At 67.7% G+C, this 24,466-nt stretch carries 18 protein-coding genes; 9 read left to right on the top strand and 9 right to left on the bottom strand.

Features of this window, described 5'->3' with window-relative positions:
* Window positions 1–445: 445 nt before the first annotated feature.
* From OO67_RS24345 to OO67_RS24340, 3 genes are all read right to left on the bottom strand, one after another.
* Window positions 446–1,744: an ABC transporter substrate-binding protein gene (locus OO67_RS24345; RefSeq protein WP_033303462.1), complete on the bottom strand. Its 1,299-nt coding sequence runs from the start codon at window positions 1,742–1,744 to the stop codon at window positions 446–448.
* Window positions 1,745–2,538: 794 nt separating this feature from the next.
* Window positions 2,539–2,679, bottom strand: a complete 141-nt coding sequence (locus OO67_RS38705; RefSeq protein ID WP_157841724.1) for a hypothetical protein — start codon at window positions 2,677–2,679, stop codon at window positions 2,539–2,541.
* Between the two features lie 489 nt (window positions 2,680–3,168).
* Window positions 3,169–4,200, bottom strand: a complete 1,032-nt coding sequence (locus tag OO67_RS24340; RefSeq protein ID WP_063746169.1) for a LacI family DNA-binding transcriptional regulator — start codon at window positions 4,198–4,200, stop codon at window positions 3,169–3,171.
* 195 nt (window positions 4,201–4,395) lie between these two features.
* Between OO67_RS24340 and OO67_RS24335 the strand changes: the two genes are divergently transcribed.
* The 7 genes from OO67_RS24335 to OO67_RS24305 all read left to right on the top strand — a co-directional run bounded on the left by OO67_RS24335 (window position 4,396) and on the right by OO67_RS24305 (window position 11,977).
* Window positions 4,396–5,697, top strand: a complete 1,302-nt coding sequence (locus OO67_RS24335) for an ABC transporter substrate-binding protein (protein ID WP_033303459.1) — start codon at window positions 4,396–4,398, stop codon at window positions 5,695–5,697.
* 54 nt (window positions 5,698–5,751) lie between these two features.
* A complete protein-coding gene (locus OO67_RS24330; protein WP_167748672.1) occupies window positions 5,752–6,723 on the top strand; it encodes a carbohydrate ABC transporter permease in 972 nt (323 codons plus the stop codon).
* A complete protein-coding gene (locus tag OO67_RS24325; RefSeq protein WP_078598224.1) occupies window positions 6,720–7,607 on the top strand; it encodes a carbohydrate ABC transporter permease in 888 nt (295 codons plus the stop codon). Before OO67_RS24330 ends, OO67_RS24325 begins: the two co-directional genes overlap by 4 nt.
* A 2-nt stretch (window positions 7,608–7,609) precedes the next feature.
* Window positions 7,610–8,206 carry a hypothetical protein gene (locus OO67_RS24320; protein ID WP_208861078.1) on the top strand — a complete coding sequence of 199 codons (597 nt, stop codon included), beginning with the start codon at window positions 7,610–7,612 and terminating at the stop codon, window positions 8,204–8,206.
* Window positions 8,203–9,309, top strand: coding sequence for a Gfo/Idh/MocA family protein (locus OO67_RS24315; RefSeq protein ID WP_033303455.1), 1,107 nt, complete (start codon window positions 8,203–8,205; stop codon window positions 9,307–9,309). The genes OO67_RS24320 and OO67_RS24315 overlap by 4 nt, the downstream gene beginning before the upstream one ends.
* A gap of 366 nt (window positions 9,310–9,675) precedes the next feature.
* Complete coding sequence (locus OO67_RS24310) at window positions 9,676–10,722, top strand: family 43 glycosylhydrolase (RefSeq protein WP_033303453.1); 1,047 nt, start codon at window positions 9,676–9,678, stop codon at window positions 10,720–10,722.
* Between the two features lie 202 nt (window positions 10,723–10,924).
* Complete coding sequence (locus OO67_RS24305; protein ID WP_033303451.1) at window positions 10,925–11,977, top strand: LacI family DNA-binding transcriptional regulator; 1,053 nt, start codon at window positions 10,925–10,927, stop codon at window positions 11,975–11,977.
* 83 nt (window positions 11,978–12,060) lie between these two features.
* Here the strand turns inward: OO67_RS24305 and OO67_RS24300 are convergent, their stop codons facing one another.
* On the bottom strand, window positions 12,061–14,382 hold the full coding sequence (locus tag OO67_RS24300) for a glycoside hydrolase family 78 protein (RefSeq protein ID WP_051709742.1): 2,322 nt from the start codon (window positions 14,380–14,382) through the stop codon (window positions 12,061–12,063).
* 50 nt (window positions 14,383–14,432) lie between these two features.
* Complete coding sequence (locus OO67_RS24295; RefSeq protein ID WP_051709807.1) at window positions 14,433–16,736, bottom strand: glycoside hydrolase family 3 C-terminal domain-containing protein; 2,304 nt, start codon at window positions 16,734–16,736, stop codon at window positions 14,433–14,435.
* Between the two features lie 170 nt (window positions 16,737–16,906).
* On the opposite strand from OO67_RS24295, the gene OO67_RS38700 reads away from it, so the two are divergent.
* Window positions 16,907–17,077 carry a hypothetical protein gene (locus tag OO67_RS38700; protein WP_157841723.1) on the top strand — a complete coding sequence of 57 codons (171 nt, stop codon included), beginning with the start codon at window positions 16,907–16,909 and terminating at the stop codon, window positions 17,075–17,077.
* A gap of 90 nt (window positions 17,078–17,167) precedes the next feature.
* On the opposite strand, the gene OO67_RS24290 is transcribed toward OO67_RS38700, so the two are convergent.
* Together OO67_RS24290 and OO67_RS24285 are read right to left on the bottom strand one after the other, a co-directional pair.
* Window positions 17,168–18,397, bottom strand: coding sequence for a glycoside hydrolase family 1 protein (locus tag OO67_RS24290; protein ID WP_051709739.1), 1,230 nt, complete (start codon window positions 18,395–18,397; stop codon window positions 17,168–17,170).
* Window positions 18,398–18,438: 41 nt separating this feature from the next.
* A complete protein-coding gene (locus OO67_RS24285) occupies window positions 18,439–19,779 on the bottom strand; it encodes an MFS transporter (RefSeq protein ID WP_033303449.1) in 1,341 nt (446 codons plus the stop codon).
* A gap of 147 nt (window positions 19,780–19,926) precedes the next feature.
* On the opposite strand from OO67_RS24285, the gene OO67_RS24280 reads away from it, so the two are divergent.
* Entirely contained in the window at window positions 19,927–20,526 is a 600-nt protein-coding gene (locus OO67_RS24280; protein WP_051709736.1) for a TetR/AcrR family transcriptional regulator, read from the top strand.
* Window positions 20,527–20,634: 108 nt separating this feature from the next.
* Here OO67_RS24280 and OO67_RS35775 read toward each other — a convergent pair whose 3' ends face one another.
* Both OO67_RS35775 and OO67_RS24270 read right to left on the bottom strand, forming a co-directional pair.
* On the bottom strand, window positions 20,635–21,873 hold the full coding sequence (locus OO67_RS35775) for an alpha/beta hydrolase (RefSeq protein WP_078598222.1): 1,239 nt from the start codon (window positions 21,871–21,873) through the stop codon (window positions 20,635–20,637).
* A gap of 127 nt (window positions 21,874–22,000) precedes the next feature.
* Complete coding sequence (locus OO67_RS24270) at window positions 22,001–24,427, bottom strand: alpha-L-rhamnosidase (protein WP_157841722.1); 2,427 nt, start codon at window positions 24,425–24,427, stop codon at window positions 22,001–22,003.
* Between the last annotated feature and the right edge of the window lie 39 nt (window positions 24,428–24,466).

The raw sequence follows: 24,466 nt of genomic DNA, 5'->3' as shown, positions 1-24,466 counted from the left end.
TGCTTCCCTTCGAACATCGTTGTCGCCCAGGAGCTGGGCTTTGTTTCGGCAGCGCGGCCCGGTACGTGAGTGGGGCCGGGGCCGGGCAGCCTCGTGCGGCCGGCTCGCCGGTGGGCCGGAGGGCGGCCCGGGGGTGCAGGAGCAGGCCACTGGGTGCCGCGGCCGCCTCCGGTCACGGTCGCGCGAGCGACGCTGGAACGCCGGCCTGCGGGGACACGCCACCCGCGGATGGTGCGCGCCGTGAGCTCACGAGTCGCTCGGCCGACGCCACGGCATGTCCGGCTCCCGCGCCCATGGACGGGCTTTGTGGATGTGGTGCAGTCGGTGCTTCGCTGTCCGACGTCGGCCCTTGCCTGCCTCGCTGCGCCTGGTCTGCCCCGGCTACGACCTCTTCGGCGTCATCGTCGGTTCTCCCAGGCCGTGGGAGGCCTGGGGGGGGCGGGCTTCAGCGGCCCAGACCTTGCTCGGCGTTCTCCACGACCTTGGCCGCGCCTGCGGGCGCGCTGGTCTTTCCGAAGATCACGTCGTCGTAGACCCGCTGGAAGTCGGACTTGAGGGCGGCGCTGCCGCTGGGCCAGAACCAGGAATCCGAGGGCATGAGCCGGTCGGCAACCTTCGTCTGGAAGTCGCATGTCTGCTTGTCGGGGCCGGTGGCTTGCGCGCAGACCGCGTCCTTGTTGTCGGAGTTGGGTGGCGTGCCGCGGGTCGTCCCCAGTGTTCTGCTGGCTTCCGCGTCGTTCACCAGGAAGTCCAGCAACAGGGTCGCGGCTTCCTTGTGGGAGGAGCGCTGACTGACCCCGTAGTACACCGGCGGCAGAGCGGGCATGCCGGACGCAGTCGTGCTGTCGCTCGGGAGGGGTGCGAGTCCGATAGCGCCCGGGTAGCTGGACACGTAACTGGACACGCCGGAGTCGTACGAGGTCTCCGAGGCCGATTCCTTGGCGATCATGGGGGAGTTCTGTACCGAGCCGTCCGACTTGGTGGTCACCTCGGGTGGGGTGATGGCCTTCTTCTGACGCAAGGAACCCAGCATGCTCCAGTACTCGGCGAGGTCATCCTTGGTGAAGCCGAGCTTCGAGTTGGTGGCGTAGAGGGCCTTGCCCCGCTGGTGCAGCCATGCTTCGAACAGGTCTGCGGACCAGCCGAAGTCCGATGCGCCGGCGCGGCCGGTCTTGTTCTGCACCTTGACCATGTCGGCGGCGAACCGGTCCCAGGTCCAGCCTTCTTCTGGAATGCTCACCCCGGCCTTGGCGAACAACTCCTCGTCAAAAACGATGAGTTCGGTCGTGAGGCCGGCGGGCATGGCGTACTGCCTGCCGTCGGCCTTGCCGCCGGCGAGGAGGCTGGTGGGGATCTTGTCGGTCTTCAGCGACTTGCCTACGTACGGCGAGAGGTCGGCAAGCTGCCGCTTCTGCTGGTACTCGCCGAAGGTGGGGCGGTCCAACTGCAGCAGGTCAGGTGCGGCACCGCCGGCGATCTGCGTGGTGAGCTTCTGCACGTAGGCGGGGTAGCCGCTGAACTCGGCCTGGACGTTGATGTTGGGATGCTTCTTCTCGAACAGTGCCACTGCCTTCTTGGTGGCTGCGGCTCGGTCCTCGTTGCCCCACCAGACGAAGCGGATGGTCTGTTCGGAGTCGCTGCTCACGTCGTCCGGCGACGAGCATGCGGTGAGCGTTCCCGCCAGGGTGAAGGCGGCTGCGGCCAGCACGCTCCAGCGGCCCCGACGGGGGGTGCGACCTCTCATGGGAGTCCCTCTTGATTCGACGGCGAATAGGTGAGATGGGGGGAGTTCCTCGCTGCGACCGGGTATGGCTCCCCGTTCCGTGATCGCTCACGTGAACGCTCACGGAAGATTGGCGGAGACGTTACGTCCGTGCATCGGCAGCGTCAATAGTTTGGACAGAGGTGCGAGTTGGCGAAGTCGAGAGCTTCCCCGACGGTCAGGCTGGACGGTTCGGACCACTCTCGCCGCTTCGATGGAGGCCGCTCAGCTCGGTCGCGAAGGGCGGAGCGGGGGTGGTCGGGGTGACGAGACCGCCCGCGAGGGGAGGATGGCTCGCTGGTGGCGGCCGACCTGCTGGACTACCGCAACCGCAGCGCCCCCCGGTGAACTGGGAGTACGCGTGATCACCGTAGGCGACGGCGGCGCCAGGGTGCGGCTGACGCGGAGGTGGTCCGTCGGTGCGCCGTGGGCGATCAGCTTCTCCGCCATGCCGGGCTCGCCGCTCCGCTGGCCGGCCACGGCTTACCGGTGTTCCGGGGGCTGAGACGTCCTGGTCCCGGATGAAGAAACCCGCGCAGTCGGGGGCGAGAAGGAGCGAGCCGGAAATGGGGCTGAGGCGCTGATCCTGGAGCGCTGGATCAGGTTGTGTCGAGAGCCTCGTGCGGACGCTCATCAGGCGGCGAACGGGGACTACTGGGTGGTGCTCGTGGACGCGGAGCGGGAGCAGTGGAGGTGGTGCCTCGCCAGACTCCCGGACCGCTGAGCTTGACCGCCTAACACCATGAGGTCGTCATGGCCATGGCGGAACGTGGGTTTCAACTGAGGAGAGCGAGATCGAGCGCGGGAACACTCAGCGTGCCCAGTGGCGGGTCGAGTTCCGCAGGGTCGAGTCGGCCGATGGCCGACCCGCGGTCGAAGGCGTGGGCTTGACCTGCGTGCTCGTTGACGGGTTCCAAGTCACGTTCCAGGGCATCCGCCTGATAGGCCGTGTGCCGTCGGAGGTGGACGCGGAGATGGAGGCTCGCGCGCTGGAGCGAGGCTTGGGCATTCGGTACTGGGGGAATCGCGGGCACCTCGTGGGACATCACTCCGGCTGAGGTCTGGCACCACGGATAGGCCGCCCTCGGCTTCGGCCGGCTGAGAACGGATCCGTGCGGTGAGCCGACGGCAACAGACGACGGCCTCGGCAACGCCGACAGAGACCAGGACGTACTCGGCATTGCGGGCATTCATAGCGCCGGTGCGGTTCCGACATCTGTTGCGCCGCCGGTCGCCGCCGGTGCGGGGCCGCTCGGCGACGTTCCGGTTCGCCTGGCCGTGGAGGTGCGCCAACGGTTCGTGCTTCGACGGCCGGTGGTCAGCGATGGAAGGGCGTACCTGGCGGTGCACCCCGGGCCGGTGTGATGACCGTAACCCCCCGCCCCCGGTGGTCGGCGACCAGGTCGTCAGGCGGATTCTCGCCACAGAGGCTGTGGAGTGACCGTGCGGACGATTGGCTCGTGCGGCCCGGCGTCATGTGCCTCCAGCAAAGTGTCGACAATGTCCGCCGCGGTCTTCGCGACGGCGAGTCGATCGATGGACAGCGTGGACAGCGAGGGGGTCGTGACGCTGCCGAGTGAGAGCCCGTCGATCCCCACGATGCGCACGTCGGCGGGGATGGAGACGCCGAGTGTGTGCGCGCCGTGAACTGCTCCCATGGCCATGAGGTCGTTGAACACGAGCACCGCGTCGAGTCCGGGGGAGGCGTTCCACAACCGTTGGAAACCTTCGGCGCCGCCGCGCATCGACTCCTCGGCCACGACGATCGAGTCGAGGGAATGGGCGCCCGCGAGCTTTTCGTACGCGCGCCGGCGCTGTGTGGGCTGATAGGGATTGGGATCCGTCGCGGCGTCGGACTCGATGAGGCCGAAGCGGGAAGCGCCTCGGTTCCTGAGCTCTGTCAGCAGTGCCTCGATCCCCTGCTCGAAATCGAGGTCGACCGAGTGCAGGCCGGGTACGGCGGCCGTTCGCTCGAACATCACCACGGGGACCCCCCGGGCAGCGGCGGCGAGGGCGGTCTGGTCGGGGGTGACGAAGTAGCCGAAGATGGCATCGACCTGGCCGGCCAGCGTGGAGATCAGTTCAAGATCGGTGCCTTGCTCGCGCGAGCACACGACCACTTGCCAGCCGCGCGCGGTGGCGACGTCCAGCACCTCCGCAGCCAGTTCCGTGTAGTACGGATTGCGGAACGAGGCGATCACCAGTCCGATTGCGTGACTTCTCTGGCGTGAGGCGAGGTTGCTGGCGAACCGGCTCGGGCGGTACCCGAGTGCCTCTGCTGCCTCCAGCACACGCTGCCGGGTCTCGGATCTGATCTCCGCCATGTCGTTCATGGCCCGCGTGACTGTCTGGCGTGAGACTCCTGCCGCTCGGGCGACGTCCTCGATCGTGATCCGCTGTTTGGCCACTGTCTCTCCCCGCTGATGGACGACGTTCATTATGCAGGTGCACGGTTGGTCAACTCGTCACACTCTTGCCAACTATTGACGCTGCCGACTCACGGACGTAACGTCTCCGCAAGCCTACCGTGAGCGTTCACGTGAGCGTTCACGGGACCGGAGAACTCGCCCATGAACGGACGGGGGCCTCCCGCTCATTCAACCGATTCACCGTCGAAACAAAAAGGGACTGCCATGACAGGTCGCATCCCCCGTCCGGGCCGCTGGAGCGTGCTGGCCGCAGCCGCCTTCACCCTGGCGGGCACGCTCACCGCGTGTTCGTCGTCGCCGGACGAAGTAGGCAGCGATGCGAAGCAGACCATCCGCTTCGTGTGGTGGGGCAACGAGGACCGGGCCGCAGCCACCGAGAAGGTGGTGAAGAGGTTCGAGAAGGAACACCCCAATATCAAGGTCCAGACCGAGTTCAGCGGCTACCCCGCCTACGTGCAGAAGCTGACCACGCAGATCGCCGGTGGCAACGCGCCCGACCTGCTGCAGCTGGACCGTCCGACCTTCGGGGAGTACCAGCAGAAGCGCCAGCTTGCCGAGCTCACCCCCTACGTCGGCAAGACGCTGAAGACCGACGGCATCTCCGACAGCCTCCTCGCGGGAGGCGAGGCCGACGGCAAGCAGTTCGCGATGCCGGCCGGCCTGACTACGCAGCTGTTCGTCTACGACAAGGACCTGTACGAGAAGGCGGGGGTCACCGTCCCCGAGGACGGCTGGACCTGGAAGCAGTTCGCCACCGACATGGCCAAGGTCCAGGCCGAGAGCGGCAGGGCGGGCACCACCGACTTCGGCTGGGCGATCGACTGGTTCGAGAGCTGGCTGCACCAGAACGGCAAGCAGCTCTACACCAGCGACCGCAAGCTGGGCTTCACCGAGGACGATCTCGAGCAGTACTGGAGCATGCTGGCGTCGATGCGGCAGAAGAAGGGCGTGACCGCGGCCGAGGACACCACGAAGATGGACGGCTCGGCGCAGAACTCAGCCCTCGTGGCGAAGGAGTCCGGATCGGAGATCGCATACGACTCCAGCGTGACCAGCTACGTGTCCACCTACCAGGGGAAGCTGGGCTACGCGCCGCTGCCGAGCGACAGCAAGACCGAATCCGGCATGGCCGCCCTGCCTCCCGTCTACTACGGCATCGCCAAGACCTCTTCCCACAAGGAGGCCGCCGCGCTGCTGCTCAACTTCATCCTGAACGATTCCGAGGCGGGCAAGGTGCTCGGGACCACCCGTGGCACTCCGCCCAACTCCGAGGTCGCGGCCAGTGTCTGCGCCTCGGCGACCGGCGCCGACAAGGAGACCTGCGACTTCCAGAGCAAGGTGAAGGACAGGCTCAGCCCCTCCGACACCTGGCTGTGGCCCAGCGGGAGCTCGGCCGTCAAGACGGACTTCCAGCGGGTCTACGACGACGTGATCTTCGGTAAGTCAAGCGCGTCCGCGGGCGCGGCCAAGGTCGTCGAGAACGCCAAGCAGTCCCTCGGGCAGTAAGACATGCGTCCCCCGCGGTCGGCCGCGACCGCGAGGCGCAGAAAGGATCACGCGATGCCAACCATCGCACAGGCTCGCTCCAAGGGAGAGCGAGCGGAGGCCCCCGTGCCCGAAGCGCAGGCGCGACCACCGCGCCGCCGGCGACAGCGGAGCGGAGCAGCATACGTCTTCCTGTCCCCCTGGCTCATCGGCGCCTCGCTGCTGACCGTCGGCCCCATGCTCGCCTCGCTCTACCTGGCCTTCACCGACTACGACCTCTTCAACACCCCCCGGTGGGTCGGCCTGCAGAACTTCGAGCGCATGTTCACCCAGGACGACCGCTACTGGAACTCCGTATGGGTCACCCTGAAGTTCGCGCTGGTCTCCGTCCCACTCAAGCTCGCCGCGGCGCTGGGCGTCGCGCTGCTCCTCAACAAGCCGCGACGCGGAACAGGCTTCTACCGCTCCGCCTTCTACGCGCCGTCCCTCCTGGGGGCCAGCGTCAGTGTGGCCCTCGTCTGGCGTTCCCTGTTCGGATCCAACGGTGTGGTCGATGACTTCCTGGGCATCTTCGGCATCCACATCGGCAGCATGGTCGACCAGCCCCGCTACGCACTGCTCACCGTGATAGCTCTGGCGATCTGGCAGTTCGGCGCACCGATGGTGATCTTCCTCGCGGGCCTGAAGCAGGTACCCAACGAGCTGTACGAGGCGGCAGCCCTGGACGGCGCCGGTCCTGTCCGGCGCTTCTTCTCCGTCACACTGCCCATGATCACTCCTGTCCTGCTGTTCAACCTCGTCCTGGAGATCATCCAGGCGTTCCAGTCCTTCACCGGGGCCTTCGTCATCGGCAGCGGACGCGGAGGGCCCAGCGACTCCGCACTCCTCTACACGCTGTACCTCTACCAGCGCGGCTTCAACAACTTCGAGATGGGCTACGCCTCCGCCATGGCCTGGGTGCTCCTCGTCGTGATCGCGATCATCACCGTCCTGCTGTTCCGCAGCTCGCGGAAGTGGGTCTTCTACGCCGGGGAGGGAACCCGATGAGCGTCCAGGCAGCGACCCCTGCCCCCTCCGTCACAGGCACGGAACGGCGAGGGCTCACCGTGCGCACCGTCCTGTGGCACGTGGCCGTCACCGCCCTGGTCCTGGTGCTGATGTACCCCGTGCTGTGGCTCGTCTCCAGCTCCTTCAAGCCGGCCGACGAGGTCTTGTCCAACCTCGCGTTGCTCCCCGACCACGGGACGACCTCCAACTACAGCCAGGTGTTCGGCGGCGTCGCCGGCTACAGCGTCTGGCAGTACTTCGGCAACTCGCTGCTCGTCTCCGGCCTCGCCGTGATCGGCAACGTCCTGTCCTGCGCGCTGGCCGGGTACGTCTTCGGCCGGCTGAAGTTCCGCGGGCGAGGGCCGCTCTTCGCCTTCATGATCGCGACGATCATGCTGCCGCATCACGTCGTGTTGATCCCGCAGTACATCATCTTCCAGAAGCTCGACATGGTTAACACCTTCTGGCCGCTGGTGCTGCCGAAGTTCTTCGCCACGGAAGCCTTCTTCGTCTTCCTGATGGTGCAGTTCGTACGCGGCCTTCCCAAGGAGTTGGACGAGAGCGCCACCATCGATGGTTGCGGCCCGTTCCGCACCTTCTGGTACGTGATCCTTCCGCTGCTGCGACCGGCCGTCATCACGACGTCGATCTTCACGTTCATCTGGACCTGGAACGACTTCTTCAGCCAGTTGATCTACCTGAACGACCCGTCGAAGTTCACTCTGCCTCTGGCCCTCCAGATCTATGTCGACCAGACCAGCCAGTCGGCCTTCGGACCGATGTTCGCCATGTCGGTTCTGGCTCTCGTTCCCATCGGACTCTTCTTCGTCGCGTTCCAGCGTTTCCTCGTCGACGGTGTCTCCACCTCGGGTCTGAAGGGCTGACCATGCAGACGACTGCCCCACGGGTCGCCGGCCGTGAGCCGCGTACCGGCCTGATGCGCCATCTGGAGCTGCCCGCCGAGGTCCTCTTCATCGGTGTCCTGGTGAGCATCGCCTCACTGCCTCTGGTGACCTCCCTCGCTGCGGCTGGTGCCGGCGCGACTCTGCTGCGTGAGATGACCGAGACGGAGCGGACTCCCACCGTGCGGCGCTTCGGTGCGCTGCTCGTCGAGTCCCTCCGGCAGCCGACCGCCCTGCTCGCCCCCACCGCCGCGGTCGCGGTGGCCGGCCTGGACCTGCTGGCGCTGGCCGCCGGCGTGCCCGGAGGGCGGGTGGTAGGCGTACTGACAGCTCTGGCCCTGATCTTCGTCGTGCTCGTCGGTCTCCGCAGCGCCGCGCGATGGCGGCCGGGCACGGCCTGGCGCGCCGCCCTGTCCGGTGCCGCCGAGTCCGTTGCGCGCGACTGGAAGGGCAGCCTGATGCTGGTCGGCGCCGTCGTGGTGCTCGGCGTCGTGGCCTTCGAGGTGCCCGCGTTCACGGTGATCCTCCCCGGCCTGCTCGTCCTTGCCGCGGTTGCCGTGGAAGGAAGGAGCCCCAAGTGACCCGGAGGATCGTGCTCGCGGGTGCGTCGGGATACGGAGCCACGTACCTGCGTGAGATCGCCCAGCTGGAAGCACGCGGGCTCGTCCGGCTCGTGGGGCTGTGCGATCTGCAGCCCCTGGGCCCGGACGCGGGCAAGCAGTTCGGTGACCGGCCCTTCGATACCCGACTCGACCGCCTTCTCGCCGGTACCAGCCCCGACCTGGCCGTCGTCGCGACTCCCATCCACACCCATCTGCCCTTGAGCCGGCAGGTACTGCACGCGGGCTGCCACCTGCTGCTGGAGAAGCCGCCCGCCCCGAGCGCCGCAGAGTGGCAGGAGATCCTGACGCTCTCCCGGCACGAGGAACTGAGCTGTCAGGTCGGCTTCCAGAGCCTCGGCTCCGGGGCCTGCACCCGGCTCACCGAGCTGATGGCCGCCGGGGAACTCGGAGAGATCCGGGGCATCGGCTGCTACGGCGCGTGGTCGCGTGATGCCGCGTACTACCAGCGTTCGGCCTGGGCAGGCCGACGGGAGCTCAACGGCGTTCCGGTCGCCGACGGCGCGTTGACCAACCCCTTCGCCCACGCCGTGGCCACGGCTCTGGCCCTGGACCGCAGCACCGGATGGGACGACATTGCCGACCTGGACGTGGAACTCCTGCGGGTCCGCGACATCCAGGTCGACGACACCTCATGTCTGAGGCTGAGGACCGCACGCGACACGGTGATCACCGTCGCGGTCACCCTCGCCGCCCGGACGCCCGCGGAACCCGTCATCGTCGTCCACGGCACCCGGCGCAGAGCTGAGCTGCACTACACGCGCGACCTCCTGCTGCTGGACGGACAGCGCGAACACCACGGTCGCACCTCCCCGCTGGAGAACCTCCTCGCGCACCTGGATGACGGGGTCCCACTCCATAGCGACATCGCGGCGTGCGGTGCGTTCACACGGGTCCTCGAGCACATCAATGCCACGCCCGAACCCCGGCTGATCAGCGAACGATGGCTCGCACACGAAGGTGACGGGTCCCGGACCCACATCCCGGGCGTGGAGCAAGCCGTCCGGGCGTCCGCCGAGCAACTGGCGACGTTCGCGGAACTAGGCGAGCCATGGGCGGTCTGATGCGGCTTCGGTCTTCAGGACCTTGCCGTGATGCCGTTGCCCCCCGACGGCAACAAGATCGGCTCACCGCTGCCGTCCCGTAGGACGGAAGACAGCAGTTCTCATCGTCTCGCCGCCCGGTAGCACACCGTCGGCTTCCCACCTCACGTTCCCGGCCGGGTTCACCTAAGACGGCGAGATCGTCCTGGCCCTCTGCCAGTGAGCCCCGCCGAGGGGCCGACGGCCGACAACTGGACCTGACTCGGACCGACCCCGACCGCCGCCGCGTCAGTGTCAACGGCACTCTGACCGGCGACGGCGCCGACTTCCAGCAATCCCGCTGCCACGGGAATGCCGTCCACGACAGCCGCAAAGAAAGAGCAGGGAATGTACGACTCCATCCGTCCGGGCCAGATCTGGCTGGACACCAACGGCAACCGCATCCACGCGCACGCGGGCTCCTTGCTCCACGAGAACGGCACCTACTACTGGTACGGGGAGAACAAGGAGCACTCGAAACCGGGCGACAACGTCTGGACGTGGGGGATCCGGTGCTACTCCTCGACCGATCTCTACAACTGGACGGATCTCGGTCTTGTCATCCCTCCGGATCTCGACGATCCGGAATCCCCTTTGCACCCTTCGCAGTTGATCGACCGCCCGCACATCGTCCGCAACCCGCGCACCGGGAAGTACGTCTGCTGGCTCAAGATCATGGGGGAGGGCGACCAACAGCTCTGCACCGTCCTCACCGCCGACTCCCTGCTGGGGCCCTACGAGATCGTCCGTACGGGGTTCAGCCCGCTGGGGATGTTCGCCGGCGACTTCGACCTCGTCGTCGATCCGGTCGACGGCAAGGGTTACTACTACTTCGAGCGGGTCCACAGCGAGATGATCTGCGCCGACCTCACCGACGACTTCACAGACGTCACCGGGTACTACTCGACGCACTTCCCGCAGCCCCACCCTCCCCTGGTACGCGAGGCACCCGCGTACTTCCGGAGGAAAGGCAAGCACTACCTGATCACCTCCGGTACGACGTGGTACTACCCCAACCCCTCGGAGGTGGCCGTGGCGGACACCTATCACGGGCCCTACACCGTCATCGGAAACCCCCACCCGCAGGCCGACACCCGCACCTCCTACCGGTCCCAGATCAGTTCGGTCTTCAAGCACCCGACGCAAGAGGACCTCTACATAGCCCTCGCGGACCGGTGGCTTCCGCAACTGTCGGAGGAGGAGTCCGACCGGGACGGGCCCTTCCACGAGCACTACTCCGCGAAGGAGGCCGGCCGGAGCGTCGCGCCCATGCCGCTGCCGGAGCCCGACACCTCGGTCGCCGACTACGTGTGGTTGCCCATCCGCTTCGACGGCGAGACGCCGGTGATCGAATGGCAGGACGAATGGCGGATCGAAGACGTCGAACCGCAGTGACCCCAGCATTGCACTCCGCGGAACCTGACATCCGCTGAGAGGAAGCCTCGGGCCGTCTCGAGGCACGGGGACGGTGGCCGGCCTGCCTCATGGCCGGCCACCGCTGTACGGCCGCAGGCTCCTCCCGGGGCAAGGCGGTGGTTTCGGTGAGGAATTACGTGGCGGGCGGCACGAGCCGACGGGTAGCGAGGAGTACGTCAAGGTGAAACCGCGCGTGGGCATCGCGGACGTGGCCCGAGAAGCCGACGTGTCCACCGGCACGGTCTCCAACGTGTTCAACAGGCCCGAAATCGTTGCCGTGCACACACGCAATCGTGTGCTGTCAGCCATAGAGCGCCTCGGATACGTCCGCAGCGAAAATGCCCGAGTTCTGCGTGGACAGCCCTCACGCATCATTGCCGTACTCGTCCACGACCTCACGAACCCTTACTGCATGACCCTCGTCCAAGGAGCGGAAGAAGCAGCTCGCGCGGCGGGGCTGGCTGTGATGGTGTACACCAGTCCCCGGAACACCGCTGAAGAAGCGCGCTGCCTCGCCCTACTGACGGAACATGAGATCCGAGGCGTACTGATCACGCCGGCGGACACGTCCGATGACTTCATGGCGGCCCTGCCGCGATCCGGCATCCCGTGCGTCCTGATGGACCACGACGCACGGCCGGGGCGTCCGCGTGTGTGCTCCGTCGCCATCGACGACGTCACCGGCGGACGGCTGGCCGTCCAGCATCTCCTGGCCGCCGGCCATCGCTCCGTGGGCTTCATCAGCGGTCCGCCCCATCTTCCGCAGGTTGCTCGACGTCGGGCGGGTGCGCTCGAGGCCGTTGCCCACGCCGGTCTGCCCGCCACCGCTCTGAGGGAATTGGACTGCCCAGCCATGACCGTGGCCGCGGGGAGGAGCGCGGGCAGGAGGCTGCTGAACGTCACGAACAGGCCCACCGCCCTGTTCTGCGCCCATGACCTGCTCGCCCTGGGAGTGCTGCATGAACTGAACGAAGCCGGTCTGCGCGTACCGAGTGATGTGGCGTTGGTCGGCTGCGACGACAGTGCGTACGCGTCCTCGGCAAGCGTCCCTCTCACATCACTGCAGCGTCCAGGCAGGATGGTGGGTGCCACAGCGGTTCGGCTGCTGGAGGCGGAGACCTCGCTTCCCGACGGTGAGCACGACCACGTCCAGGTCGTCCTGACGCCCGAGCTGGCCGTGAGACGTTCCACCGCCGCGAGAGACGCACACTCCAGTCTTCAGCATCGGCTATGACAATGCAGGTTGGGAATCCTCGAGATGCCACGGCGGCCCGCCTGTTACACGACACAGACAGCGAGGATGTCTCGTGTGCGTGGTCACGGTGTGGCCTCAGGTACCTCTCGCTCTCGCTGCCACGAGCTTGGTCTGCCTGTCACGTCTCCTGCCTCTGCCGTCAAGGTGTGGTTGCCCGGCCCGACGCAGTGCTCAGGGCGCCCCGGCAAGCGAACGACAGCAGTGCTCCCGCTGGGTACGGTGAGGTCGAGTTCGATGGTTCCGGCCGTCGACGACCAGTGGACACGAGCAACCCCGTGCGGGGTGTCGAGCTCGCTCTCGGCCCAGTCGAGCCCGCCCCCGGGCTGCGGGGCGATGAGGATACGGCGGTAGCCGGGATCCAGCGGCGCGATGCCGGCAACCACTCTGTGCATCCAGTCGGCGACCGACCCGAGTGCGTAGTGGTTGAAGCTGGTCATCTCGCCGGGGTTGATGGATCCGTCGGGGAGCATGGAGTCCCAGCGTTCCCAGATCGTGGTCGCGCCCATGGTGACGGGGTAGAGCCAGGAGGGACATTCCTTCTGCAGCAGCAGTCGGTAGGCGGTGGAGGTATGTCCGGTGCGGCTGAGGGCGTCGGTGACGAAGGGGGTGCCGGCGAACCCCGTCGAGATCACGTAGTCGCTCTCCGCGACGAGTTCGGCGAGTCGGGCCCCGGCCCATGTGGCTTCGTCGTCGTCGAGAAGGCCGAAGACGATGGCGAGGGAGTAGACGGTGGTGCAGTCGCTGAGGATGCGTTCGCCATCCACGTACTGTTCGCGGAACGCGCGGCGGAGGCCCGCGGCCATTTCCCTGAACTCCTCCCGGTCGGCTGTTCGTCCCAAGACGGCCGCTGTGTCCGAGGTGATGACGGCGCTTCGGTAGGCGCTTGCGGTCGCGACGACGCCGTTGTCGGCTTTCGACATCCAGGGCTGGGCGGGATCGGAGTCGGGGTCGAGCCAGTCCGCGAACTGGAAACCCGCATCCCACACACCCGTGGGAGAGAGGAGCGATCGGACACGGCGGACGTGGGCAGCCATCGCGTCGAACGACTCCTCCAGAACGACCGGGTCGCCGTAGGCTTGCCAGAGGGCCCACGGCACCCACGCGGCCGCGTCGCCCCAGATGGCCGTGGAGTCCACCTCCGGCACGCCGGGCGGCAGCTGCATCTTCTTCATCACGTCCGGCACCACGACCGGGACGAGGCCGTTGCGGTTTGCCTGTTCGAGGTGGAGATCGCGAAGCCAGTCGCGCAGGAAGTCCTTCACGTCGAACAGGTATGAGGCGGTGGGGGTGAACACGGAGATGTCTCCGGTCCAGCCGAGCCGTTCGTCGCGCTGGGGGCAGTCGGTGGGCACGTCGACGAAGTTGCCGCGCAAGCCCCGTACCACGTTGGTGTGCAGTTGGTTCAGGAGCGGGTCGGAGCAGCTGAACGTTCCTGTGCGGCGCAGCGCGGAGCCGATCACCACCGCTGTGAGGCCACCGTCCGCTATGGACGTCGCGCCCTCGGGCCATCCGGTGACCTCGACGTAGCGGAAGCCGTGAAACGTGAACGTCGGTTCGAAGACGTCTTCTCCGCCGCTGAGGGTGAAGGTGTCCGTCGCCTTGGCCGTGCGGAGCGGGCGGACACCGATCTCGCCCGCCTCCAGCACTTCCGCGTGGCGGAGTGTGACGACGGATCCCGCCGCACCGGTGACCTGGGCACGGACCCAGCCCACGATGTTCACCCCGAAGTCGACGAGTGTCGCACCGCTCGGGCTGGTGAACACGTCGACCGGCGCGATTTCTTCCTGCCGACGAACCGGCGGGCCGATGTACGGCTCCAGGATGCCGAGGTCGGCGTCGACGACGTGCACCCCCTGCCAGCCGCTGTCATCGAAGCCGGGGAGCATCCAGGCGCCGTCGGCCCGGCGAGCGTCGATGCTCTGTCCATCGTAGAGATCGTTGGCGGTCACCGGTCCTGCGCCGCTGCGCCAGGTCGAGTCGGTCGCGACGACCTGTTCGTGTCCGTCCGCGTAGCGGATGCGCAGTTGTGCGAACGCGGCGATCTCGTCGCCGTACTTCTCCGCGCCCCCGCCCCATCCGAGCCGGCCGCGGTACCAGCCGTTGCCGAGCGCGATACCGATCGTCGACCGGGGGGCGAGAAGGGGCGTGACGTCGTGTTCGGTGTAGCGGACCCGCCACTCGTAGCTGGACCACCCGGGGGTGAGGAGATCGTCGGAGACGGCCACCCCGTTGACGAACGCTTCGCACACACCGAGTGCGGAGAGTGCGAGCGTCGCTTGCTGAATGGGGCCGTGCGACTGTTCCGAGGTGAACGTGTGACGTAGGAGAGGTGCGTCATGGGTCGTGCTGTCGGCGGCGATGAATCGCCCGTGCCAGAGAGTCATGAAGGCGTCTTCCGGTGAATGCGGCGCGTTCCGAGGGCCGCTCGCGGCGATCACGGTCGAGGTAGGGACTGTCCGGCCTCGAGGTGGCTCCGGCCCGGTGTGTGCTGGTCCACTTCGTGGAGCAGGTGCGCCACGGTCTCCCGGCCGTCGACACCGGCTGCGATGGCGATGAGGTTCGCCAACGGCATGGGGCCGATCATGACGAGCAGGTGCGGGTCGGTGAGCTCGGGGGGCGTGCCACCGATCAGGTCGAAGAGGCCTTGGAGCACCGGGCCGCCCACGGGGTGGGCCTTCCACTCGTCGAGCGTCGAGTCGGCGCGGAGCGGCGTGGCCACGGCAGGTACCTCGAGGACGATCGTGGCCATGTCGCGGATGTCGCGGGAGGAGGCGGCGGCCTCGATCCGGTACTCGCCGGGATCGACCCGCCAACCGGTGCTCGACCAGTAGGCGAAGGCCCGGTGGCCCAAGGTGAGGGCTACGGTCGTCGACTCGCCGGGGCCGAGATGGACCTTGCGGAAGGCCCGCAGTTCGCGGTGTGGGCGATCCGTCCGCGAGGCGGGGGCGGAGACGTAGATCTGCACGACGTCGGAGCCGGGTCGTGACCCGGTGTTGGTCACCGTCACCTCCGCGGTCACTCGGGCGACCGACGGGTCCGTGACCGTGACTCGAAGGTCCGAGTAGGAGAACGAGGTGTACGAGAGCCCGAAGCCGAACGGGAACGCCACCGCGCGCTCGGTGGTGTCGTACCAGCGGTAGCCGACGTAGACGCGCTCGCCGTACAGGACCCGGCTGTCGCTGCCGGGCCAGTTGATGTGCGCGGGCGTGTCGGTGAGGGCGAGTGGAATGGTTTCGGCCAGGCGTCCGCCGGGTTCCGCGGCTCCGAAGAGGAGGTCAGCGGCTGCCGAGCCGCCGGCCTGCCCCGCCAGCCACATCTCCAGGATCGCGGGCACCCGGTCGGCGATGTGCCGCAGGGACACCACGCCGCCGTTGCTGAGGACGACGACAACGCGCCGGCTGACCTCGGTGACGGCGTCCAGGAGGGCGAGCTGGGCGGCCGGGAGGTCGATGTGGGTGCGGTCGAACCCTTCGGATTCCTCCTGCGGCGGAAGGCCGAGGAACAGCACGACGGTGTCGGCGTCACGCGCGGCTCGGACGGCCGCTTCGTGCGCGTCGGAGTCGGCTCCGTCGAGACTGAAGCCCGACTCGAAGACGACCTCGCGTGTGGTCTTGGCTCGGATCGCCGTGAGGGCGTCGTCGACGCGGGTGGGGTTGATCTGTGAACTGCCGGCGCCCTGGAAGCGGGCGGTGCGTGCGAACTCGCCGATCACCGCGATCCGGCCGCCCTGGGAGGGGCTCAGGGGAAGGAGGGTGTCCTCGTTCCTGAGGAGTACGGCGCCTTCGCAGGCGGTACGCCGGGCCAGGCCGTGATGGGCATCCAGGTCCGCCTCCGGGGCTTCTCCTCGGGAGGCGCGGACCCGGTCGTGGACGGTGAGCAGGCGCGACACCGCTTGGTCGAGGTCCGCTTCGTCGACCGCTCCGGCGCGGACGGCTTCCACCATCGCGGCCGGGCCCCGGTCGCCGGTCGAGGGCATCTCCAGGTCGAGACCGGCCGCGAGCGCGGCGTCGGGGTCGACGACGGCGCCCCAGTCCGAGACGACGTATCCCTGGAAGCCCCATTCGTCTCGCAGGACGTCGGTCAGCAGCCATCGGTTCTGGGACGCGGAAGTGCCGTTGACCCGGTTGTAGGAGCACATCACGGTCGCCGGATTCGCCTGATCCACGATGGTCTCGAACGCGGGCAGGTAGATCTCGCGGAGGGTTCGCTCGTCGACGACCGCGTCGACGCGCATCCGGTCCGTCTCCTGGTTGTTGGCGGCGAAATGCTTCAGGGAAGCGCCCACTCCCTGCGCTTGCACGCCGTTCACCCACGACGTGCCGAGCGCGCCCGACAGGAACGGGTCCTCCGAGAAGTACTCGAAGTTCCGTCCGCACAGCGGTGACCGTTTGATGTTGACGCCGGGTCCGAGCAGGATGTCGACGCCCAGGGCGCGGGCCTCGGCTCCCAGCGCGCGCCCCACCTCCTCGACCAGAGCGGGGTTCCACGACGAACCGAGCGACGTCGCGGTCGGAAATGCCGTCGCGGGTCGGCTCTCGTTGATGCCGAGATGGTCGCCCGCGCCGGTCTGAAGTCGCACTCCGTGCGGGCCGTCGGTCAGGGTCGCCGGTTCGATCGCGAGTCGCTCGACACCTCGCGTCCGCCAGAACGATGCGCCGGAGACGAGACCGGCCTTCTCCTCGAGCGTGAGGGTGGCGGTCAGTGGATGCTGCATGACGATCTCCTTCTTCTTGGACATGGTGTTCACCGCTCTCGTGCTTCGGACCGGCTGACGCGACAGGGCCGCAGAGGCCTGTCGGCCGGTTCCCGGATCACGTCGACGTCAGCCACGTTGCCATGCGTTCGCTGCTCCGCGTCGCGGCCGGCAGCCCGGGGTCGTTCAGATGGCCGTGCAGGGTGCCCGTTTCCTTGACCACGGACGTCGACACCCGCCGTGGCGAGTTCGGCCCCGAACCGCTGTGCCGAGGCGCGGAGGCTGTCGGCATCGGCGTTCAGGAGGAACGCGGGTGGCAGACCTTCCAGGTCGTGCCCTCCGGGGAAGGCGTACGGGCAGTGAGCCGTGAGGGTTCGCCGACGTAGTTGAGGGTGATCAACCGCACGACATCAGAGGAGAACACGTCGGGTGTCACTGGTGTGCTTTCGGACTGTCGGGGACGGCGCAGGTCCTCGTCACCTGGCGGAGACGGCCGTGCGGGCGAGTCGGCCGAACCATTCCAGGCTCGGCCTCGGGGAGCGTTCGAACGTCGTACGGTCGACGGCTATGAGGCCGAACGTCGGTCCCCAGTGGCCCCATTCGTAGTTGTCGAGAGCGCTCCAGTGCAGGTACCCGCGGACGTCGATGCCGTCTGCGACGGCCTTGTCGAGTCCCGTCAGGGCCTCTCCCGTGTACCGGACGCGGACGGTGTCGTCGTCCGTGGCGATGCCGTTCTCGGTCACGAGCAGCGGCGTGCCGCCCGTGACGTCCCAGGCGTGGCGGAGCGCCATTTCAAGGGCGTCCGGGCGGTACGCCCAGCCACTCAGGGTGTTGGTGGGGTGGGCGGGGTGGGGGACAGGTCCGTTCTCATCGACCTTCTGACTGGTGTACGCCTGGACACCGACGAAGTCGTCCTCGCGGGACACGAGGAGGAATCTGTCCTCCCAGTCCCGGCGCGTCCGTTCGAACACGGCCTCGTTGCCCGGGGTCGGTTCGAACTGTTGGCCCGCGACCGTCCAGCCGGCCTTCGCGTGCGTCTTCCTGTGCACGATCTCGACCGCGCGACGGTGGGCTGCGGTGAGGGCGTCGGCGACCTCCGTGTCCGGAGTCGGGAGACTGAGACTTGTCACCGCGTCACGGTTGGTCGCCTCGCCTGAGCCGCCGGATCCTGCGGCCTGCTGCCGGAACAGTGCTGTCATGGCTGCGATGATGTTGGGCTCATTGATGGTGCACACCCAGTCGACGTCGTGCAGGATCGTCGTCGCTCGTTCGACGTAACGGGCGAAGAGGTCGACGGCGTCCGGGTGCAGCCATCCGCCCTGGTGGGCGAACCAGGCCGGGGTGGTGAAGTGGTGGAGGGTGACGACCGGCGTCAGCCCGAGACTCCGGGCTGTCTCGATCATCTGCCGGTAGTGGGCGAGTTCGGATTCCAGGTGGACGCCTGGAGCCGGCTCGACGCGTGCCCATTCGATCCCGAAACGGTAGGCGTTCAGACCGGCCTCGGCGAGCAGGCGCATGTCCTCGGGATAGCGGTGGTAGCTGTCGACCGCGTCGCCGCTGCGTTCGCTGACGAACGACTGCGGGGCGTTCTCCAACTGCCACCAGTCCGAGTGGACGTTTCCGCCTTCCGTCTGGTGCGGTGAGGTCGCGGCGCCCCAGAGGAAGCCTTCCCGGGTGTTGATCGGGGTGCTGAGAGGTGTGGTCATCGGGCGGAGCTCTTTCGTGTCGAGTGGTCGTTCGTTTCGCACTATCGGACGTTTCTCACCTTGCGGACGACGAGCCCACCGGCCACCGCGACGACTCCCATGAACAGGTAGAGCAGCGGGTAGCCGCCCAGCGGTGTGGCCGCGCCGACGGCGACGACAACGGGTGCGAGGAACGGGCCGACGGATCGCGGAAGCTGATCGGCGATCGTGATGATCGCCATGTACTTGCCGGTCTGCGCCTGACCGCCGGGAAGGACGGCCATCACCAGCGCGCCGTCTATCGGGAGGAATGACCCGATGGCCACGGCGATCACCCCCGTGGCGAGCAGGAAGACCGGAACGGTGGGGGAGAAGGCCGCGATCAGTCCGCCGGCGAGGAAGATGAGGCCGGTGAAGATGACGAGGCTCTTCAGGCGTCCGAGCTTGTCGGCCAAGAAGGCGCCGAGGAGGGTGCCGATCACGGTTCCGCCGAGGTTGATCACGGCGGACAGGCTGATCAGAGAGGGAAGCTCGTCGTCCGTCACGTTGAGCTGATCGGTGAGGAAGTAGATGGAGAACCCGCCGAAGGAGATGCCCAGGGTGACGAGGAAGCGGCTCAACCACACCCAGGAGAAGTCCGGCGCGGACTTCGGATGGTAGGCGAATCCCTCCACCAGCGCGCGCAGCGGGGGCTGATTCGGCGCGTTCCGCTTGTCGAGTACGCGGTCGTCGAGGAGGACCACGGCAGCCAGGGTGGTCAGCATCGCGATTCCTCCGCCCACGGTGAAGAGCAGGAGCTGATGGTCGAGCAGCACCGGTCCGACGAAGGAGGCGCTCACGCCGACCACCACGAGGACGAGGCTCTGGAATCCGAGCACCCGGCCGCGGCCCGTAGGGGCCACCTGGTCAGGGATCAGTGCGGAGAAGGAGGCGGTGAAAGCGGCCTGGCCGAGTGCCATGACGAGGGTGCCGAGGATGAGTGTCCCGACGCCGGACGCGAGGCCCTGCACGACGAGACCGAGCACGATGATCGCGGTGCCGGCGATGAGGCCGGGCTTGCGCATCCCGAGTGGACTGGTCGTCCGGTCGCTGAGCGCGCCGAATATCGGAGTGAGGAACAGCAGAAGCAGCGCGTTGAGGCCCAGCGCTACGCCCAATGATGTCGCCTTGTCCTCCGAGTCGAACTTCTCGACGTAGATCGGCAGGGCGACCAGGGGCGGCATCAGGGTCGCGGCGGCGTTTCCCGCCATCGCGACGAGGATGGCGGCTACGCCACGGCGGCTGGTGCGCTGCGGTGACGGGGCGACCGGTTCGCCGGCGCCGTCCTCGTGCTTCTCAGGGCTGACAAGCACAAGGTCGGCGGTATGGACGACATCACCGAACTCTGACTCGGTGTCGGACATCGTGTGATCCTCCTTGACCAGCGACGACTGCCTCCATTCCAAATATTGACTGCACTTGGAATTTGGCTGGAGGGGACGCTAGCACGAAAATTTGAGGGTGGTAAGGTTTTGGCCACGTGAAGTTCGTTCGTCATCTGGAGGTGGCTGGTGCCGGTAGCCAGGTCCGCACGCGGTCCGTACGCGAAGACCGCGAAGCTGCGAGCACGGGCGATCGACGCCGGCATCGAGCTCTTCGGGACAACCGGGTACTACGGGGCGACCCTCACGGATGTCGCGGACCGGCTCGGCATGAGTCTCACGGGGTTGCAGCATCACTTTCCGGACAAGGGCAGTCTCCTCGTCGCCGTCCTGGAGGAACGTGACCGCCGTGCCGCTGCGGCCGTTCCCGGCGGCTCCCAGGTCGACGCTGTCGAGTCCCTGCTGGGCATGTTGAGGGAGAGCCAGAAGAACCCTGGCCTCATGGAGCTTCAGTGCGTACTTTCCGCAGAGGCGACCTCGGTCGAGCACCCCGCGCACGACTACTTCCGGCACCGGTACGCGGTGCTCCGCTCCCAAGGGGCGGCGGCGTTCCGACAGCTCGCTGATCGTGGGGAACTCGCGGTGCCGATCGAGCCGGAGAGCCTTACTTCGATGCTCATCGCGCTGGTGGACGGCCTGCAACTGCAGTGGCTGCTCGACCACGACTCCGTGGACATCGAGGCGGAAGTGCGCACGTTCCTGCGCACTTTCATCCCCACCCTTCACTGACCGGGCTTTCCGTACTGCGACGAGCAGTGTTCAAGCAGGAGTACCAGCCGGCACCTGCTCGGCCGGTACTCCTGTTGACCCTTCCTGCGGGCCGGTTGGCCGAGGGCCTCAGACGCCGTGGTCGGCGAACCAGCGGAGAGTTGCCTGGCGCCACACCTGGGTGCCCACGCCACCGGTGGCGAGGTCGAAACCATGCTGACCGTAAGGGATGTCGATCAGATGGCTGGGAACGTCGTCGCTCCGCAGCCGGTCGTACAACTGGTAGGTGCCCTCGGGCAGGGCGAGGCCGTCGGAGGCTCCCGTGGTCAGGAGCGTCGGGGGAGACTGCGGGCTGATGTGGTTGACCGTGGTGGTGGCGGCGTACCGGTCCTGGTACTGCTGCGGGCTTCCCCCGGTGTACTGCTCAGCGAAGGTCCTGGACGCGCCGTGGTTGTAGAGCACTTCCATGTCGGCGCCGGGGTAGAGCGCGCTGACGGCTTTGACCTCGGGCAGTTCGCCGCCGCAACTGGAGGTGAGCTTGCCCGCATTGCCCTTGTAGGCGGCTTGGAGCGCGAGGTTGCCGCCCGCTGACTCGCCGATCATCGCCAGCCGTGAAGGGTCGCCGCCGTAGCGCGGAGCATTGGCCGCGGTCCACGCCAGCGCGCAGCCGATCTGGCTTTCGGTGACGTTCCACAGGTGGCGCTGCTTGTCGGAGAGGGTGTAGTCGGCACTCACGACGAGATAGCCGCGCTCGGCGAACCAGCGGGCATGCTCGGGCTGGACGCCTTCCAGCCGTGATCCCGTGACCCAGCCTCCGCCGTGCACCAGGAAGACGATTGGCGCCTCGGCCTCGGACGACCGGTCCCTTCCCTGCGGGCGCCAGATCGACAGCGCGACGTCCTCCCCTTCGAAACGCGTGTAGTCGACACTCTCGTCGGGCGGAGCACTACCCGGGAGGTCGAACAGGGCTGTCAGGTCGAGGTCGACATTCTCTCGGTCGGCGAGGGCGAGCTGCCTGCCACCGATCACCCCGGCACCGAGCAGCGACAGGACGACCAGGCCGGACAGGACCTGTCGGACCCAGGTGCGCCGACGCCACAACAGCCACCCCGTCCCCACCGCCAGAAGCAGGGCGATGGCGCACAGGTAGGCCGCGAACGACGACAGGGTGGCCCCGACGACGTTCACCGGGAAGGGCAAGAAGGTGCTGGCCACCACCAGGAACACCACCACTGTCACCAGGCTCAGGAGGACGAGCAGTATCCGTTCGGCCCGTCCGTTCGACCTCCCGGCAGCGGTGCTGGGTGTGGGTGCCTGCGCCCCGGCAGGCGGGTCCGTCGCGTTTGCATCGCTTGGTGACGAGGACATGAGGGCTCCTGAACGTGTGCGGGAGGTGTCGGATGTGCTTGGGGCGGCCGCCTGTTCGGCAGGCAAGGCGGCCTGGTCGGGATCTCTGGCGCTCCGGGTGGAGCCGGCAGCGGCCGACTGAGGTGCGTCACGGGGACGCCTGCCCCCTCGGGCTTTCACACGTCAGCCGGTGCCTTCCCGGGCCGCGGGTTCCGCGCCGGCCGTCCGGCAGGATCACGGTGGCCGAGGAGGTGGGGGGAACTTCCAGGTCCAGTTGGAAGCGGCTGCCGGTGAGTTTCCAGGCGATGTGGATGTCACCCCGGGGCGTCGTGTGACGGAAGCGCGCCGAGGACACGCCCCCGCCGATCGTCGGTGCGACGACGAAGCGCTCCCACCCGGCCGACGCCGGGTCCTGGCGCAGGCCGACCAGGTAGGCGTGCAGGAACTGGACTACCGCGCCCTTGCTGTAGTGGTTCAGCGATGCGTGCGCGTGCCCTTCGTCATCGACCCCCTCCCACTCTTCCCAGACCGTGGTGGCGCCGCGGCGGAGCATCTCCATCCATGACGGGATGCCGTCACGCAGAAGCAGCCGGAAGGCCAGGTCCGTGTGTCCGGTGTCTGCCAGGACCGGCAGCAACAGTCCGCTGGAAAGGAAACCGGTGGCCAGCCGGTCGTCGTTGTCGTGGATCAGTTCCGCGAGACGGTCCGAAGCCGCAGGGACGGACGAAGAGGGGAGGAGCCCGAAAGCGATGGCCCTCACGTACGCCGCCTGCGTGTCGGCGGCCGTGCGCCCTCCCGGGCGGAGGAACTCGGTCCGCCACGCCTCCAGTACCTGTCGCGCGGTACGCGCGTACTCCCGGGCCTCCTCCGCGCGACCGATCACCTGGCCGATCGCGCTCAGGCGGGTCAGCGAACGGTACAGATAGGCGGTCGCGACCTCTCCCTGGTCAGCACTCAGCGCGGTCATGGGATCCTCCACGGCCGCTTCCGCGAAGGCGTCGTGACCGGGCTTCTTGGGTTCGGCCCACTCGCCGAAGTGAAACGGTCCGTCCCAGATGAACCGCTCGTGCCCGGCGGGTGTCGCCGATCGCCGGATCCGGTCCGGATGCCTGATTTCCCTGGCGCAGCACAGGGCGTAGCCGGCCCAGGAAGTCATGCTGTCCCAGCTGTCGCGAAGGACGCGGGTGTTTCCGTACGCGGTGTAGATCGCCCAGGGAACATCGACGAGCGCGTCGCCCCATGCCGCCGAGCCGCCCGCGAACCGGGCGATGTCGCCCGGGTTCTGCTTCATCCGTGTCGAGTCGGGGGAGAACATCGCCGGCACTCCGTCGGAGGCCTGGTCGTCGCGGACGGCCTGCAGCCATTTGAGCGTGAAGCCCTCGATGTCGTAGAGCATCGTGGCCACAGGGGCGAAGATGGCGTAGTCGCCTGTCCAGCCCGAGCGTTCCCTGGTCGGGCAGTCGGTCGGGACATCGACGATGTTGCCCCGGAAGCTCCACTCCGCGGCGTCGTGGAGCCGAACCAGGTCCTCCACGTCGCAGGCGAACCAGCCGCGGCGTTCGAGGTCGGAGTGGACGACGTCGACGGTCACGTCCTGCGGTTCGAGGCTGCGGCCGAGGTGGGAGACGCGAACATAGCGGAACCCGTGCACGGTGTGACGCGGTTCGAACACTGCTGGTCCGGTGCCCGCAGTGACCTGGTCGATCTGTGTGTACACCATCTGGGAACCACCGGGCACCGGCATGTTGAGATGCTCGGTCTCCAGGTCACCGTCCGGTCCGAGGTGCTCCGCGTATTCGAGCGTCGTCGTGTCGCCCGGCTGGCCCAAGGTCTCCAGGCGCAGTCGACCGGAGATGTTCTGCCCCGCGTCGACGATGGACACTCCGGGCCGGATCTCGGTGATGCCGTGGGGGCGGTGTTGGTCGACGCACCGGACAGGGGGCGACGGCGACCACCTTGGTGTGGGCGCGTGGACCGTGCCCGCGCTGAGGCCGACGTCGTCCAGCGGGAGGGCTCGGAGATCCGTCGACTGTCCGCGCATCAGGTCAGCGCGGGTGACGGGGGAGCGGCGGGCGTCCCACCGGTGGTCCGTGGCGATCACCGTGGTCGCGGACCCTGCCCCACCGGTGACGTCGAGCTGGCCGCGGACCGCCACCTGGTTGCCCCAGACGTCGCGCAGTTGCGGGCCGCCGTTCCTGCCGCGGAACCATCCGTCCGACAGGGTGAAGCTGATCGTGTTGTGTCCCGGCCGTAGAAGGGCCCGAACGTCGTACGCCTGGGCGTACAACGTCTCACCGTAGCTGGAGAATCCGGGTGCCAGCTCGACGTCCCCGACGCGGGAGCCGTTGACGGTGGCCTCGTAGAGCCCCAGGGCGGTCGCATACAGCCGGGCGCCGGCCGGCACGTCGTCCAGTACGAACGCCGTACGCAGTTCGTAGGCGCCACGGTCCGGCTGTTTCGCCATCTCGTCCGTCTCGACCGGGGAGATCCACCGTCCGGTCCAGTCGTGCTCGTGCCAGAGTGGAGCGTGGGCGTGCGCGGTATCCGACCACGACGACCACCCCGCTTCATTCATGACCCGGACGCGCCAGGTCAGATCGACCCTGCTCGGGAG

The organism is Streptomyces atroolivaceus (genome assembly GCF_000717025.1).
GTDB classification, from domain to species: Bacteria; Actinomycetota; Actinomycetes; order Streptomycetales; family Streptomycetaceae; genus Streptomyces; species Streptomyces atroolivaceus.
The sequence above is the reverse complement of the archived record's forward strand: the minus strand, read 5'-3'. Positions and strand labels throughout refer to the sequence as shown.

Coding starts and splice junctions, on each gene's coding strand:
- OO67_RS24340 (WP_063746169.1), bottom strand. CDS start 4,200: ATGAACGTCGTCCATCAGCGGGGAGAGACAGTGGCCAAACAGCGGATC.
- OO67_RS24300 (WP_051709742.1), bottom strand. CDS start 14,382: ATGACTCTCTGGCACGGGCGATTCATCGCCGCCGACAGCACGACCCAT.
- OO67_RS24330 (WP_167748672.1), top strand. CDS start 5,752: ATGCCAACCATCGCACAGGCTCGCTCCAAGGGAGAGCGAGCGGAGGCC.
- OO67_RS24290 (WP_051709739.1), bottom strand. CDS start 18,397: ATGACCACACCTCTCAGCACCCCGATCAACACCCGGGAAGGCTTCCTC.
- OO67_RS24285 (WP_033303449.1), bottom strand. CDS start 19,779: ATGTCCGACACCGAGTCAGAGTTCGGTGATGTCGTCCATACCGCCGAC.
- OO67_RS24335 (WP_033303459.1), top strand. CDS start 4,396: ATGACAGGTCGCATCCCCCGTCCGGGCCGCTGGAGCGTGCTGGCCGCA.
- OO67_RS24345 (WP_033303462.1), bottom strand. CDS start 1,744: ATGAGAGGTCGCACCCCCCGTCGGGGCCGCTGGAGCGTGCTGGCCGCA.
- OO67_RS24320 (WP_208861078.1), top strand. CDS start 7,610: ATGCAGACGACTGCCCCACGGGTCGCCGGCCGTGAGCCGCGTACCGGC.
- OO67_RS24325 (WP_078598224.1), top strand. CDS start 6,720: ATGAGCGTCCAGGCAGCGACCCCTGCCCCCTCCGTCACAGGCACGGAA.
- OO67_RS24310 (WP_033303453.1), top strand. CDS start 9,676: ATGTACGACTCCATCCGTCCGGGCCAGATCTGGCTGGACACCAACGGC.
- OO67_RS24270 (WP_157841722.1), bottom strand. CDS start 24,427: ATGAATGAAGCGGGGTGGTCGTCGTGGTCGGATACCGCGCACGCCCAC.
- OO67_RS35775 (WP_078598222.1), bottom strand. CDS start 21,873: ATGTCCTCGTCACCAAGCGATGCAAACGCGACGGACCCGCCTGCCGGG.
- OO67_RS24295 (WP_051709807.1), bottom strand. CDS start 16,736: ATGTCCAAGAAGAAGGAGATCGTCATGCAGCATCCACTGACCGCCACC.